General features: G+C 71.4%; 14 protein-coding genes. 10 read left to right on the forward strand and 4 right to left on the reverse strand.

Annotated elements, in window-relative coordinates; genetic code table 11:
- Positions 1–33 precede the first annotated feature (33 nt).
- On the forward strand, positions 34–237 hold the full coding sequence (locus tag ACZ4S3_RS25110) for a hypothetical protein (RefSeq protein ID WP_467937796.1): 204 nt from the start codon (positions 34–36) through the stop codon (positions 235–237).
- On the opposite strand, the gene cofC is transcribed toward ACZ4S3_RS25110, so the two are convergent.
- A complete protein-coding gene (cofC, locus tag ACZ4S3_RS25115; protein WP_467938068.1) occupies positions 218–925 on the reverse strand; it encodes a 2-phospho-L-lactate guanylyltransferase in 708 nt (235 codons plus the stop codon). The two genes, ACZ4S3_RS25110 and cofC, sit on opposite strands and share 20 nt — an antisense overlap.
- Positions 926–1,065: 140 nt before the next feature.
- On the opposite strand from cofC, the gene ACZ4S3_RS25120 reads away from it, so the two are divergent.
- The 3 genes from ACZ4S3_RS25120 (at position 1,066) to ACZ4S3_RS25130 (ending at position 4,175) form a co-directional block, all read left to right on the forward strand.
- Positions 1,066–1,932, forward strand: coding sequence for a lysophospholipid acyltransferase family protein (locus ACZ4S3_RS25120; protein ID WP_467937798.1), 867 nt, complete (start codon positions 1,066–1,068; stop codon positions 1,930–1,932).
- Positions 1,929–2,930, forward strand: a complete 1,002-nt coding sequence (locus ACZ4S3_RS25125) for an NAD(P)H-dependent glycerol-3-phosphate dehydrogenase (protein WP_467937800.1) — start codon at positions 1,929–1,931, stop codon at positions 2,928–2,930. Before ACZ4S3_RS25120 ends, ACZ4S3_RS25125 begins: the two co-directional genes overlap by 4 nt.
- A gap of 108 nt (positions 2,931–3,038) precedes the next feature.
- Positions 3,039–4,175, forward strand: coding sequence for a D-alanine--D-alanine ligase family protein (locus tag ACZ4S3_RS25130; RefSeq protein ID WP_467937802.1), 1,137 nt, complete (start codon positions 3,039–3,041; stop codon positions 4,173–4,175).
- Positions 4,176–4,190: 15 nt separating this feature from the next.
- Here the strand turns inward: ACZ4S3_RS25130 and ACZ4S3_RS25135 are convergent, their stop codons facing one another.
- Complete coding sequence (locus tag ACZ4S3_RS25135; RefSeq protein ID WP_467937803.1) at positions 4,191–4,664, reverse strand: DUF3515 domain-containing protein; 474 nt, start codon at positions 4,662–4,664, stop codon at positions 4,191–4,193.
- A 24-nt stretch (positions 4,665–4,688) separates the two neighbouring features.
- On the reverse strand, positions 4,689–4,922 hold the full coding sequence (locus ACZ4S3_RS25140; protein WP_467937805.1) for an Lrp/AsnC ligand binding domain-containing protein: 234 nt from the start codon (positions 4,920–4,922) through the stop codon (positions 4,689–4,691).
- A 158-nt stretch (positions 4,923–5,080) separates the two neighbouring features.
- On the opposite strand from ACZ4S3_RS25140, the gene ACZ4S3_RS25145 reads away from it, so the two are divergent.
- Positions 5,081–6,049, forward strand: coding sequence for a thiamine-phosphate kinase (locus ACZ4S3_RS25145; RefSeq protein ID WP_467937807.1), 969 nt, complete (start codon positions 5,081–5,083; stop codon positions 6,047–6,049).
- 10 nt (positions 6,050–6,059) lie between these two features.
- Positions 6,060–6,896, forward strand: a complete 837-nt coding sequence (gene thiD / locus ACZ4S3_RS25150) for a bifunctional hydroxymethylpyrimidine kinase/phosphomethylpyrimidine kinase (RefSeq protein WP_467937809.1) — start codon at positions 6,060–6,062, stop codon at positions 6,894–6,896.
- A 215-nt stretch (positions 6,897–7,111) separates the two neighbouring features.
- On the opposite strand, the gene rpmB is transcribed toward thiD, so the two are convergent.
- Entirely contained in the window at positions 7,112–7,297 is a 186-nt protein-coding gene (gene rpmB / locus ACZ4S3_RS25155) for a 50S ribosomal protein L28 (RefSeq protein ID WP_006602870.1), read from the reverse strand.
- Between the two features lie 233 nt (positions 7,298–7,530).
- On the opposite strand from rpmB, the gene ACZ4S3_RS25160 reads away from it, so the two are divergent.
- The 4 genes from ACZ4S3_RS25160 (at position 7,531) to coaD (ending at position 13,636) form a co-directional block, all read left to right on the forward strand.
- On the forward strand, positions 7,531–9,186 hold the full coding sequence (locus ACZ4S3_RS25160) for a DAK2 domain-containing protein (RefSeq protein ID WP_467937811.1): 1,656 nt from the start codon (positions 7,531–7,533) through the stop codon (positions 9,184–9,186).
- A 142-nt stretch (positions 9,187–9,328) separates the two neighbouring features.
- Positions 9,329–12,316, forward strand: a complete 2,988-nt coding sequence (locus ACZ4S3_RS25165) for a helicase-related protein (RefSeq protein ID WP_467937813.1) — start codon at positions 9,329–9,331, stop codon at positions 12,314–12,316.
- Between the two features lie 196 nt (positions 12,317–12,512).
- A complete protein-coding gene (gene rsmD / locus ACZ4S3_RS25170) occupies positions 12,513–13,112 on the forward strand; it encodes a 16S rRNA (guanine(966)-N(2))-methyltransferase RsmD (RefSeq protein WP_467937814.1) in 600 nt (199 codons plus the stop codon).
- A complete protein-coding gene (coaD, locus tag ACZ4S3_RS25175) occupies positions 13,109–13,636 on the forward strand; it encodes a pantetheine-phosphate adenylyltransferase (protein ID WP_467937816.1) in 528 nt (175 codons plus the stop codon). Before rsmD ends, coaD begins: the two co-directional genes overlap by 4 nt.
- Positions 13,637–13,666 lie beyond the last annotated feature (30 nt).

The following is a 13,666-nucleotide window of genomic DNA, read 5'->3' on the forward strand; positions in this document are numbered from 1 at the left end:
TTGTGGCACCCGGCGCCGTCTAGGCTCTCTCCCATGCAGGCCACCGCGTACACCTACGACGACGACACCCGCTCCGGCAGCGTGCTGCTGGACGACGGCACCCCGCTGCCCTTCGACGCGGCGGCCTTCGACGCGGGCGGTCTGCGCCTGCTGCGGCCCGGTCAGCGGGTACGCATCGAGGTCGAGGGCGAAGGCGACGGCCGCACGATCGTGCTGGTCACGCTCCAGACGCTCTGAACCCGGGCCGCGCCGGCCCCTCGGGGCCCCGTGCGGCACCGATCGCCAGCCGCGGCGCCTGCCGCGCCGTGTGCGGGCCCACGCCCAGCGCCAGCGCCGCCCGCAGATCCTCGCCGGTGTCCACATCCCGCCGTACCGACGGCACCTGAACCGCGGTGATCTCCCGCGCTCCGGACGCCAGGTGCCGCGCCCGCGAAGCGCCGCCGAATGCCGGTGCCAATTCCACTCCGGAAGTCGCACTGAGAAGTGTTGTCCCGATATCCGCCGCATCCGCGAGAAATGCGCGGGGAAATAGCGCGGCGGAATGGAGCACCAGTTCCAGTTCGGCGGGGCGCAGCGCCGGAAGGTCGGCATTCAAAGCGGCGACCGGTGCGCCGGGCCGATGCGCCCGTACCGCGTCCGCGCCGTGTGCCAGCGCGGCGTTGAGCCCGCGGGCCGGAGTGTCGGGCACGATGCGCGCCCCCAGGGCCGCCAGGTGCTCCCCGGCCACCGGATCATCCGTGACAACCGCCACATCGCGCACGTCGGCGCAGGCCAGCGCGGCGGACACGGTATCCAGGGCGAACGCGAGGGCCAAGTGCGGCCGGAACTCTTCACCGGCGGCCTTCGAGAGCCTGCTTTTGGCTCGCACCAGCGGTTTCAGCGGCACCACCAGGCTCCAGCCCACATCCGCTCCGTCTCTTCGCATCGGCATCATTCTCACTCGCACTCGCCGCCGTTCGTCAGCGACGGGGTTACGGTGTTCTCGACATAGCGGGTACCTGGGGCGACACTTGTGCGGCTGCCGGCTCGCAGCAGCTTCGCAGGTCCCACAAGGAGGGTGTCCAAGTGTCCCGCCGCAGAATCGGCTTCTGGTACCGCTTGGCCGCGGTCATCTGCAAACCGCCGCTCTTGGTTCTGTTCAAGCGGGACTGGCAGGGAATGGAGCACATTCCGGCCGACGGCGGTTTTATCACCGCGGTCAACCACAACTCGTATCTCGATCCGCTCTCCTATGCGCACTATCAGTACAACACCGGACGGGTCCCGCGATTCCTCGCCAAGTCCGGTCTCTTCAAGAGCGGCTTTGTCGGCCTGATGATGCGCGGCACCGGCCAGATCCCCGTCTACCGGGAAACCACCGACGCGGCCACCGCGTTCCGGGCCGCCGTCGCCGCGATCGACAAGGGCGAATGCGTCGCCTTCTACCCCGAGGGCACCCTCACCCGCGACCCCGAGATGTGGCCCATGCAGGGCAAGACCGGTGCCGCGCGGGTGGCGTTGCTGACCAAGGCGCCGGTCATTCCCGTCGCCCAGTGGGGCGCCAATGCCGCGATGCCGCCGTACGCCAAGGAGAACAAGCTCCAGCTCTTGCCGCGCAAGACGCTGAAGGTCAAGGCGGGACCGCCGGTCGACCTGAGCGAGTTCTACGGCAAGGAGCCCACCGCAGAGGTGCTGCGCGCCGTCACCGCGACCATCATGGCCGCGATCACCGAGCAGCTGGCCGAGGTCCGCGGCGAGCCCGCGCCCGCCGAACCGTACGACTACCGCAAGGCCATCGCCCGCGAGCGCCGCGCCGCCCGCCAGGCCGCGAAGGCCGCCGCGGATGCCCTCATGGAGCCTGGCTGCGGCGGGGCCGTTGCCGGTACCGAGCGGGCCGGAAGCGCTCAGCAGGCCGGAAGCACCCAGCAGGCACAGGAGGATGAAGGCAAGTGACGCGCTGCGCCGTCTACGGCACGGGGTCCTGGGGCACCGCATTCGCGATGGTGCTCGCCGACGCGGGATGCGAGGTGACCCTGTGGGGGCGCCGCGCGGCCGTCGTCGACGCCATCAACAACGGCCGCACCAACCCCGACTACCTGCCGGGGGTCGAGCTCCCCGAGTCCGTACGGGCCACCACAGACCCGGCGGAAGCGGCGCACGGCGCGGACTTCGCCGTCCTTGCCGTCCCCTCGCAGACGCTGCGCGCCAACCTCAGCGAATGGGCGCCCCTGCTGCCCGCCGACACGGTCCTGGTCTCCCTGATGAAGGGCGTCGAACTGGGCACCGCCAAGCGCATGAGCGAGGTCATCGAGGAGGTCGCCAAGGTCCCCGCCGAGCGCGTCGCGGTGCTGACCGGCCCCAACCTCGCCAAGGAGATCGCCGCCCGCCAGCCCGCCGCCGCGGTCGTGGCCTGCGCCGACGAAGCGGTCGCCCGGCGGCTGCAGACCGCCTGCCACACCCCGTACTTCCGCCCGTACACCAACACCGACGTGGTGGGCTGCGAACTGGGCGGTGCGGTCAAGAACGTCATCGCGCTCGCCGTCGGCATCGCCACCGGCATGGGCCTGGGCGACAACGCCAAGGCATCCCTGATCACCCGGGGCCTGGCCGAGACCACCCGCCTCGGCCTCGCCATGGGCGCCGACGCGCACACCTTCGCCGGCCTGGCCGGCATGGGCGACCTGGTGGCCACCTGCTCCTCGCCGCTGTCGCGCAACAACACCTTCGGCACCAACCTCGGCCGCGGCATGACGCTGGAGGAGACCATCGCGGTCACCAAGCAGACCGCCGAGGGCGTCAAGTCGTGCGAGTCCGTACTGGATCTGGCCCGCCGGCACGGCGTCGACATGCCGCTGACCGAGACGGTCGTGGACATCGTCCACGAGGGCAAGCCGCCGATGGTCGCCCTCAAGGAACTGATGTCGCGCACCGCCAAGCCAGAACGGCACTAGCGCCCCGCGGCGTGGTGGCCCGAGGCGGGGGCCGTTGTCGGTTGCGGCGGCACGACCCGGCGCCGCAGCACTGACTCCTGGGCCCTCAGCAGGTACTCTCAACGCGTTATGAGCAGCCAGACCTCCTCCCACAAGCCCCGCGTCGCCGTCGTCTTCGGCGGCCGCAGCTCCGAGCACGGCATCTCCGTGGTCACCGCCGGCGCCGTCATGCGCGCCATCGACCGCGAGAAGTACGAGGTGCTGCCCATCGGCATCACCACGGACGGCCGCTGGGCGCTGACCGCCGACGATCCCGAGCGGATGGCCATCACGGACCGGCAGCTGCCCACCGTGGCCGAGCTCGCCGAGTCCGCCGAGGGCGGCGTCGTGCTCCCGGTCGACCCGACCAACCGCGAGATCGTCTACAGCGAGCCCGGCTCGGTGCCCAAGGCGCTCGGCGAGGTCGACGTCGTCTTCCCGGTGCTGCACGGCCCGTACGGCGAGGACGGCACCCTGCAGGGCCTGCTGGAGCTCTCCGGCGTCCCCTACGTCGGCTCGGGCGTCCTCGCCTCCGCCGTCGGCCAGGACAAGGACTACATGAAGCGGGTGTTCACCTCCTTCGGACTGCCGGTCGGCCCGTACGAGGTCATCCGCCCGCGGGAGTGGGAAAAGAATCCTGCGGCCGCCCGTAAGAAGATCGTCGACTTCGCCGCCGAACACGGCTGGCCGCTCTTCGTGAAGCCCGCGCGGGCCGGTTCGTCCATGGGCATCACGAAGGTCAACGACCTCGCGGGCCTGGACGAGGCGATCGAGGAGGCCCGCCGCCACGACCCCAAGATCTTGGTGGAGTCGCTGCTGAGCGGCCGCGAGATCGAGTGCGGGGTGCTGGAGTTCGAGGACGGCCCGCGAGCCAGCGTGCCGGCCGAGATCCCGCCGGTCACCGCCCACGACTTCTACGACTTCGAGGCCAAGTACATCGACTCGGCCGACGGCATCGTCCCGGCGCCGCTGACCGCCGAGGAGACCGCCAAGGTCCAGGAACTGGCCGTCGCGGCCTTCGAGGCGGCGTCCTGCGAGGGCCTGGTACGCGCGGACTTCTTCCTGCAGGACAACGGCGAGTTCGTGATCAACGAGATCAATACGTTGCCCGGTTTCACGCCCATCTCGATGTACCCGCGGATGTGGCAGGAAAGCGGTGTGAGCTACCCGGAGCTGATCGACCGGCTGCTGCAGGCCGCGCTGACCCGCTCCACGGGCCTGCGCTGAAGCACCGCAGGGGTCCTAGACCCCGGTCGGAACGGACTTCTTGACGGCGCCCGCGAGGTCGGGGAGCACATTGACCTCGGGGGCGTACTTCCCGGGCACGGTCACCTCGACATAGGCCTTGCGCAGCACGGTCGTGAAGCGATAGCCGTCGTCCTGCTTCTCGAAAAGCCATCGGACGCCGTCGACCACTGCCGCGTCGGGGTTGGGGTTGTAATGTTCATTCCCGAACGTGAGGACCTCGGGCTTCGGCACCCCACAGCGCAGTTGAACGGCGGGATCGCCCCAGACGGCGGTGAAGTCGGAGACCGGCTCTGCACTGCCGCGCTCGAGGCCGTCCACGGTCTTCGGCAACTCCTTGTGGAGCGCCCGGCAGTGCCGTAGCGCCTCGCCCTGGGGGGAGGGCACATCGACATCCGACGAAGCACAGCTCACCGCCCCGAACAGCACGGTGAGCAACGGCAGGGCAAGATACCGGCGGCGCTTGGACATCACCCGGCCGAGCATACGGGGGAGCTAGAGATGGACCACCGGGCAGGTGAGGGTACGCGTGATGCCCTCCACTTGCTGGACCTTGGCGACCACCATGCGGCCCAGCTCATCCACGGTGTCGGCCTGTGCCCGCACGATCACGTCATAGGGTCCGGTCACGTCTTCGGCCTGCAGCACGCCGTGGATCTTCGCAATCACCTCTGCCACGGCGGAGGCCTTGCCGACCTCGGTCTGGATCAGGATGTACGCCTGTACCACGGGACCTCCAGGGCGGCTACGGGGATCATGTGGGAAGAAGGGACGCCACGGTACCGCGTCACCGTGCGGTGCGGGGAGACCCGCGCGGTGAAAGCGGCAAGTGCGGCGCAGTCGTCAGCCAAGTACGGACGGTCCGTACGCATGGGAAGGGCAACAGCATGAAGGGCACCGTGGGCGAGCTGGGGGAATTCGGGCTGATCAAGGAGCTCACCGCCCGGCTCACCTCCACCCCTGCCGTACGCATCGGGCCGGGAGACGACGCCGCGGTGGTCACCGCGCCCGACCGGAGGGTGGTGGCCAGCACCGACGTCCTCCTGGAGGGCCGGCACTTCCGCCGCGACTGGTCCACCGCCTACGACGTCGGCCGTAAGGCCGCCGCCCAGAACCTCGCCGACATCGCGGCCATGGGCGCGGTGCCCACCGCGATCCTTCTCGGCCTGGTCGTCCCCGCGGAACTCCCCGCGACCTGGGCGACCGAGCTGATGGACGGGCTGCGCGACGAATGCCAGGTGGCCGGCGCCGCGGTGGTCGGCGGCGATGTCGTACGGGGCGAGATCATCACCGTCGCCATCACCGCGCTCGGCGATCTGCGCAACGCCGAACCGGTCACCCGGGGCGGCGCCCAGCCCGGCGATGTGGTCGCGGTGACCGGCTGGCTCGGCTGGTCCGCCGCCGGGCACGCCGTCCTCTCCCGCGGCTTCCGCTCGCCGCGCGCCTTCGTCGAGGCGCACCGCCGGCCCGAACCGCCCTACCACGCGGGCCCGGCCGCCGCCGGACTCGGCGCCACCGCCATGACCGACGTCAGCGACGGACTGGTCGCCGACCTCGGGCACATCGCCGAGGCCAGCAAGGTCCGCATCGATCTGCGCTCCGCCGCCATCGACATTCCCTCGCAGATGTCCGACATCGGCACGGCCGTCGGCGTCGACCCGATGCAGTGGGTGCTCAACGGCGGCGAGGACCACGCGATCGTGGCCACCTTCCCGCCGGATGTGAAGCTGCCCGCCCGGTGGAAGGTCATCGGCGAGGTGCTCAATCCCTCCGCGCTGCCCCAGGTCACCGTGGACGGCGCCCCCTGGGCGAAGGCCGGCTGGGACCACTTCGGGGACAACGAGGACGCCGAGTAGATTCGGCCTTATGCAGAGCCGAATACAGAGCCCGCCGCAGATACCTCCACGCGTCCTGACCGTCGCCGGGTCCGACTCCGGCGGCGGCGCGGGCATCCAGGCCGACCTCAAGACGATGCTGGCGCTCGGCACGCACGGCATGAGCGTGCTCACCGCCGTCACCGCACAGAACTCGCTCGGCGTGCAGGGCGCGTGGGAGCTGCCCGCCGAGGCCGTACGGGCCCAGTTCCGCAGCGTGGTCGACGACATCGGTGTGGAGGCCGTGAAGACCGGGATGCTCTCCTCGGCCGGGCTCGTGGAGACCGTCGCGGAGCTGCTCGCCGAACTGCGGGTACCGATCGTCGTCGACCCCGTCGGCGTCTCCAAGCACGGCGACGCGCTGCTCGCCGCCACCGCCCTCGACGCGGTCCGCACCAAGCTGCTGCCGACCGCCACGGTCGCCACCCCCAACCTGGACGAGGTCGCCCAGCTGACCGGCGTACAGGTCCAGGAGGAGGCCGATATGCGGCGGGCGGCCACCGCGATCCTGGACTTCGGGCCGCGCTGGGCGCTCATCAAGGGCGGTCATCTGGCGGCCGGTGCCGGTTCCGGGGACGCCGTCGATCTGCTCACCGACGGCACCGAGGAGCACTGGCTGCGCGCCCCCCGCCACGACAACCGGCACACCCACGGCACCGGCTGCACGCTCGCCAGCGCGATCGCCGCGCAGCTCGCCAAGGGGGACACCGTCCCGCAGGCCGCCGCCGCGGCGAAGGACTACGTCAATGGCGCCATCGCGGCCGGCTTCCGGCTGGGCGCGGGCATCGGGCCGGTCGACCATGGCTGGCGCCTGCACGGCGAGCGCTGACAGCACGGCGAGCGCTGGTGGTACGGCGAGCACCGATTGCACTAGCGGTGATTGCCCAGCTAGCGGTGACAGCACCGCCCGCACTGGCGGCGCTCGCCGTTCCCCGAGGCCGTGCGCGCCGGCCTCCGCCTCCCCCCGGGAACGGCAGAAGCCGGCCCACCCGAAGGTGGACCGGCTTCACAAGCAACCGGAGGGGCTGCGCTACGGCTAAGGCGTCAGCGCGAGACCTTGCCGGCCTTGATGCACGAGGTGCAGGCGTTCAGCTTCTTCGGCGTGCGCCCGATCACTGCACGCACCGTCTGGATGTTGGGGTTCCAACGACGGTTGGTACGGCGATGCGAGTGCGAGACACTCTTGCCGAAGCCCGGCCCCTTGCCGCAGACGTCGCAGTTGGCAGCCACGGGTCACTCCAAAGACTTCAGATGCACTTACGGTGAAATCCTGACGGGCCGAGTGCATTGACCGACCGGCGTCGCCAGGAGAGGAATGGCCCGATTTTCATCGGGCAACCGGAGCAGCATACAACGACCGCTCCCGTACAACGAAACTACCATGCGCCTCCCGGCACCCGCCCCGGGCCTCCCGGCCGGAGCGCGGCTACTGTGCGGTGCATCCCGCGATCCAGGAGGACGATGTGCCGTACCCGCTCGACGCCGCCGCGGTACGCGCCTGGTGCGGGCTGGCCCTGGAGGCGCTCGGCCGGGAGCGCGAGCGGATCGACGCGATCAACGTCTACCCGGTGGCCGACGGCGACACCGGCACCAATCTCTACCTGACCCTGGAGTCCGCCACCCGCGCCGTCGAGGCCGCCTTCGACGGCCACGCCTCCACCGGCACCGCACCCCGCCTCGCCGACGCCATCGGTGCCATGGCCCACGGCGCCCTCATCGGGGCCCGCGGCAACTCCGGCACGATCCTCGCGCAGCTGCTGCGCGGCATGACGGAGGTCCTGGCGGCAGGGGGCGAGCCGGCCGGCGGCCCCGACGGCCCGGCCGACGTGCTGCGCCGGGCGCTGCGCCGGGCCGCCGCATCGACGTACGAGGCCGTGGCGCACCCGGTGGAGGGCACCGTCCTGACGGTGGCCACCGCCGCCGCGGACGCCGCGGAACGCGCCACCGGGGACGCCGCCACGATCGCTCGGGCCGCCCACGACGGCGCCCGCACCGCGCTGAAGGCAACCCCCGGCCAGCTCGCGGTCCTCGGCCGCGCGGGCGTCGTGGACGCCGGCGGCTGCGGACTGGTCGCCCTGCTCGGTGCGCTCGCCGACGCGCTGTCCGGGGAGGTCTCGGCGGCGCCCGTCACCGTACGGGCCGATGCGCCGCTCCCCGAGGCGGGCGGCCCCGAGGCCACCGGAGCGGACGGCTGCGCGGCCCCCGACGGGGACGGGCCCGCCTTCGAGGTGATCTATCTCCTGGAAGCCGACGACTCCGCCGTGGCCCGGCTGCGCAGCCGCCTCGACGGGCTCGGCGACTCCCTCGTGGTCGTCGGCGGCGACGGCCTGTGGAACGTCCACGTCCATGTCGACGACGCGGGCGCCGCCGTGGAGGTCGGCATAGACGCGGGCCGCCCCTACCGGATCCGCATCACCCACTTCGGCGGCGTCACCCGCACCAAGGAGCCCGAGATGGCGGCGCGCGCCGTCGTCGCCGTGGTCCCGGGCGCCGGGCTCGCCGGGCTGTGCGCCGACGCGGGCGCGACCGCGGTCTCGGTACGCCCCGGGGAACCGCCCGCCAGCGGCGAACTGGTCCAGGCGATCCGCCAGGCCCACGCCCGCGAGGTGATGCTGCTGCCCAACGACCCCGAACTGCGGCACACCGCGGCGGCCGCCGCCGAACAGGCCCGCACCGAAGGCGTACGCGTCGCCCTGATCCCCACCCGCTCCGCGGTCCAGGGCATCGCGGCGCTGGCCGTCCACGAGCCGGGCCGCACCTTCGACGAGGACGTGGTCGCCATGACCTCGGCCGCGGGCGCCACCCGCTACGCCGAGCTGGCCGTCGCCGAGCGGCAGTCGTGGACGATGGCCGGCGTCTGCCAGGCCGGGGACGTCCTCGGCCTGATCGACGGCGATGTCGCGGTGATCGGATCCGACCTGGCCGGGACGGCCATGACGGTGCTCGACCGGATGCTTTCCGCGGGCGGCGAAATGGTCACCCTCGTGCTCGGCACCGACATTCCCGATTCCCTCGCCGAACGGCTGGAGCGGCATGTCCGCGAGCGCTATCTGGCCGTGGACACCGTCGTCTACGACGGCGGGCAGTACGCGGCGCCGCTGCTCATCGGGGTGGAGTAAGAGCGCCGGGACTCATGGCGGACAAGCCCTCCCGGTGCCATGGAGCGCGAGACCCGGGGTGCCGGGAGCTCGACGCTGCGCGATCCCGGGCTCTGGCGCTCACCACACCGCGATTGTCAGTGCTGTGGTGTGCAATAGGTGCGTGGCAGCGCTCGACGAACCCCTGAAGAAAATCCTCGGCGGCAGCACCGCGAAGGTGCTCGCCGAGCATCTCGACCTGCATACGGTCGGCGATCTGTTGCATCACTATCCCCGGCGCTACGCCGAGCGCGGCGAGCTGACCCGTCTCGCGGATCTCCCGCTGGACGAACACGTCACGGTCGTCGCACAGGTCGCCGACGCCCGGGTGCTGAAATTCAACGGCGGCAGAGGACAGCGGCTGGAAGTGACCCTCACCGACGGCAGCGGCCGGCTCCGGCTGGTTTTCTTCGGCAAGGGCATCCACAAGCCGCACAACGAGCTGCTGCCCGGCCGGCGCGCGATGTTCGCCGGCAAGGTCTCGGTCTTCAACCACAAACTGCAGCTCGCCCACCCCGAATACGAGCTCCTGGACAAGGACAGCGACGCCGGGGCCGTGGACGCCTTCGCCCATCAGCTGATGCCGATCTATCCGGCGTGCCAGCAGATGGCCTCCTGGAAGCTCGCCAAGGCGGTGGACGCGGTGCTGCCCAGCGCGCAGGACGCCGCCGATCCGCTGCCGGACGCGCTGCGCGAGGGCCGCGCCCTGATCCCGCTCACCGAGGCGCTGCTGAAGATCCACCGGCCGGGGACCAAGGCCGATATCGCCGATGCGCGCGCCCGGCTGAAATGGGACGAGGCGTTCGTCCTCCAGGTGGCGCTCGCCCGGCGCCGACTGGCCGAGACCCAACTCCCCGCCGTACCCAGGACGTTGAAGGCGGACGGTCTGCTCGACGCCTTCGACGCCAAGCTGCCCTTCACGCTCACCGAAGGCCAGCAGAAGGTCAGCCGGGAGATCTTCGACGACCTGGCGACCGACCACCCCATGCACCGCCTCCTGCAGGGCGAGGTGGGCTCCGGCAAGGCCCAGCCGCTGGATGCCCTGGTGCTGACGCCGCGCGGCTTCCGCTCCATGGGGGAAATGACCGTCGGCACCGAGGTGGTGGTGCCGTCCGGTGAGGTCGCCGTGGTCGACGGCGTCTTTCCGCAGGGCGAGCGGGAGGTGTGGCGGCTGGTGCTGTCGGACGGCAGCACGGTCGAGTGCGACGACGAGCATCTGTGGATCGTCGGGGCCCGCGGTACGGAGGAGCGGGTGCTGACGACGCGCGAACTGCGGGGCGATCTGCTGAGGGCCGACGGCCGGCCCAAGTGGTCCATCGCGGCGGCCACACCGGTGGACCTCGACGACGGCGGGGACCGGCCGCTGGATCCGTACCGGCTGGGCCGGTCGCTGGCCGAGGGGGCGGGCCGGCTCCCGGATGCGTACCGCAACGCCCCCCTCAAGGACCGGCTGGCCGTGGTGCGGGGGCTGTTGGACGCAGGGGGGCGGCCCACAGGGGCCGCGGCGGTCCACCGATCGGCGGTCTACCGCGCGGCGCCCGCCCAGCCGGCCGATGACCTCGCGTGGCTGGTGCGCTCCCTGGGCGGCAGTGCGCGGCTCTGCCCCGTACGGGACGGTGCGTACGACGTCTACGTGGCGCTGCCGGATGCGGCGTCGACCGGCCACACCGGCTTCCGGCGCGACATCCGGGCCATCGAGCACGTCGGCCGCAAGCCCGTCCAGTGCATCAGCGTCGCCCACCCCGACCACGCCTATGTCACCGACCACTTCACGGTGACCCACAACACCATGGTCGCGCTGCGCGCCATGCTCGGAGTGGTCGACAGCGGCGGTCAGGCGGCGATGCTCGCGCCGACCGAGGTCCTCGCCCAGCAGCACCACCGCTCCATCACGGAAATGATGGGCGAGCTGGCCGAGGGCGGGATGCTCGGCGGCGCCGACCAGGGCACCAAGGTGGTGCTGCTGACCGGCTCCATGGGTGCCGCGGCCCGCCGTCAGGCGCTGCTCGATCTCGTCACCGGCGAGGCGGGCATCGTCATCGGGACGCATGCACTGATCGAGGACAAGGTGCAGTTCCACGACCTGGGTCTGGTCGTGGTCGACGAACAGCACCGCTTCGGCGTCGAGCAGCGCGACGCGCTGCGCGGCAAGGGACACTCCCAGGGGGAAAAGCGGACGCCGCACCTCCTGGTGATGACGGCGACCCCGATTCCGCGCACGGTCGCGATGACCGTCTTCGGCGATCTGGAGACCTCCGTCCTGGACCAACTCCCCGCCGGGCGCTCGCCGATCGCGAGCCATGTGGTGCCCGCCAAGGACAAACCGCACTTCCTGGCCCGCGCCTGGGAACGGGTCCGCGAAGAGGTCGAGGCCGGGCATCAGGGCTATGTGGTGTGCCCGCGGATCGGCGACGAGGAGGACGCACTCAAGGGGGCGAAGAAGAGCGCCAAGGGAGCGGCGGACAAGGCGAGTTCACCGGAGGACATCGAGGAGAAGCGGCCGCCGCTGGCCGTGCTCGACGTCGCCGAAAAGCTCGCCAAGGGGCCGCTGGCGGGCCTCGAAGTGGCGGTGCTGCACGGCCGGATGGCCCCCGACGACAAGGACGGGGTGATGCGGAAGTTCGCGGCCGGCGAGCTGGATGTGCTGGTGGCGACCACCGTCATCGAGGTCGGTGTGAACGTCCCGAACGCCACCGCCATGGTGATCATGGACGCGGACCGCTTCGGCGTCTCCCAGCTGCACCAGCTGCGCGGCCGGGTGGGCCGTGGCTCGGCCCCCGGACTGTGTCTGCTGGTCAGCGAGATGCCCGAGGCCACCCCGGCCCGCGCCCGGCTGGCCGCCGTGGCCGGCACTCTCGACGGCTTCGAACTCTCCCGTATCGACCTGGAACAGCGCCGCGAGGGCGACGTCCTGGGGCAGGCGCAGTCCGGTGTCCGCTCGTCGCTGCGGATGCTCGCGGTCATCGACGACGAGGAGGTGATCGCGGCCGCCAGGGAGGAGGCCACCGCGGTCGTCGCCGCCGACCCCGAGCTGGCGGCCTACCCCGAACTGCGGATCGCGCTGTCCGCCCTGCTGGACGACGAACGGGAGCAGTACCTGGACAAGGGCTGAAGCGGGACAGGGGGAGGGGTTCGGGGGAGGGGACGCGGAGCCGGCGGGACCAGGGTGAGATCGATCACCCGTCCCGTGCGCCTGCCGAAGGCCTCCGGCAGGCGCTGACCGTGCGCTGACGGAATATCGTGGGAGCGGAGCCCACCCGGCTCCTAGCACCGCACCTCCACCCCACGCACAACGTAAGGACGGGCCCATGACCCGCGTGATCGCCGGTACGGCCGGCGGCCGCCGCCTGGCCGTGCCACCGGGAAACGGCACCCGCCCCACCTCCGACCGGGCGCGCGAGGGCCTGTTCTCCACCTGGGAGTCGCTCGACGGGCCGCTCACCGGCGCCCGGGTGCTCGACCTGTACGGCGGCTCCGGCGCGGTCGGCCTGGAGGCGCTCTCCCGCGGCGCCGCCCACGTCCTGCTCGTGGAGGCCGACACCCGCGCCGCCCGCACCATCCGGGACAACATCCGCGCGGTCGGCCTCCCCGGCGTCGAACTGCGGGCCGGCAAGGCCGAACAGACCGCCGCGACGCCGGCCCCGGGCGATCCGTACGACGTCGTGTTCCTGGACCCGCCGTACGCCGCCACGGACGCCGATCTGCGCGAGATTCTGCTCACACTCCGTGGTCAGGGGTGGCTTGCGGAGGGGGCACTCGTCACCGTGGAGCGCAGCACCAGAGGCGGCACGTTCCCATGGCCGGACGGTTTTGAAGCGATCAAGGCCCGTCGCTACGGCGAGGCCACGCTTTGGTACGGTCGCGCCGCTTCGACGTCGGCCGAATCGACGTCAACAAGCGTGTCATGACCGGACCGCAGAGCACCGGACCGCAGAGCGAGGAGACGAAGTTGCGCCGCGCCGTCTGTCCGGGGTCGTTCGACCCCATCACCAACGGGCACCTGGACATCATCGCCCGTGCCTCCAAGCTGTACGACGTCGTCCACGTCGCCGTGATGATCAACCAGTCGAAGCAGGGGCTGTTCACCGTCGACGAGCGGATCGACCTGATCCGCCGGGCCACCGCCGAGTACGGCAATGTCGAGGTCGAGTCCTTCCACGGCCTGCTCGTCGACTTCTGCAAGCAGCGCGACATCCCCGCCATCGTCAAGGGACTGCGCGCCGTCAGCGACTTCGACTACGAGCTGCAGATGGCCCAGATGAACAACGGGCTGTCCGGCGTGGAGACCCTCTTCGTCCCCACCAACCCCACCTACAGCTTCCTCTCCTCCAGCCTCGTCAAGGAGGTCGCGGCCTGGGGCGGCGATGTCTCCCATCTGGTCCCGCCGTTCGTCCTTGACGCCCTGACCGAGCGGCTGCGCAAGAAGCGGTGACCGGCCGCGCCGTGCGCCGGCCGGCCGCTT

Source organism: Streptomyces sp. NPDC028368, from assembly GCF_055565615.1.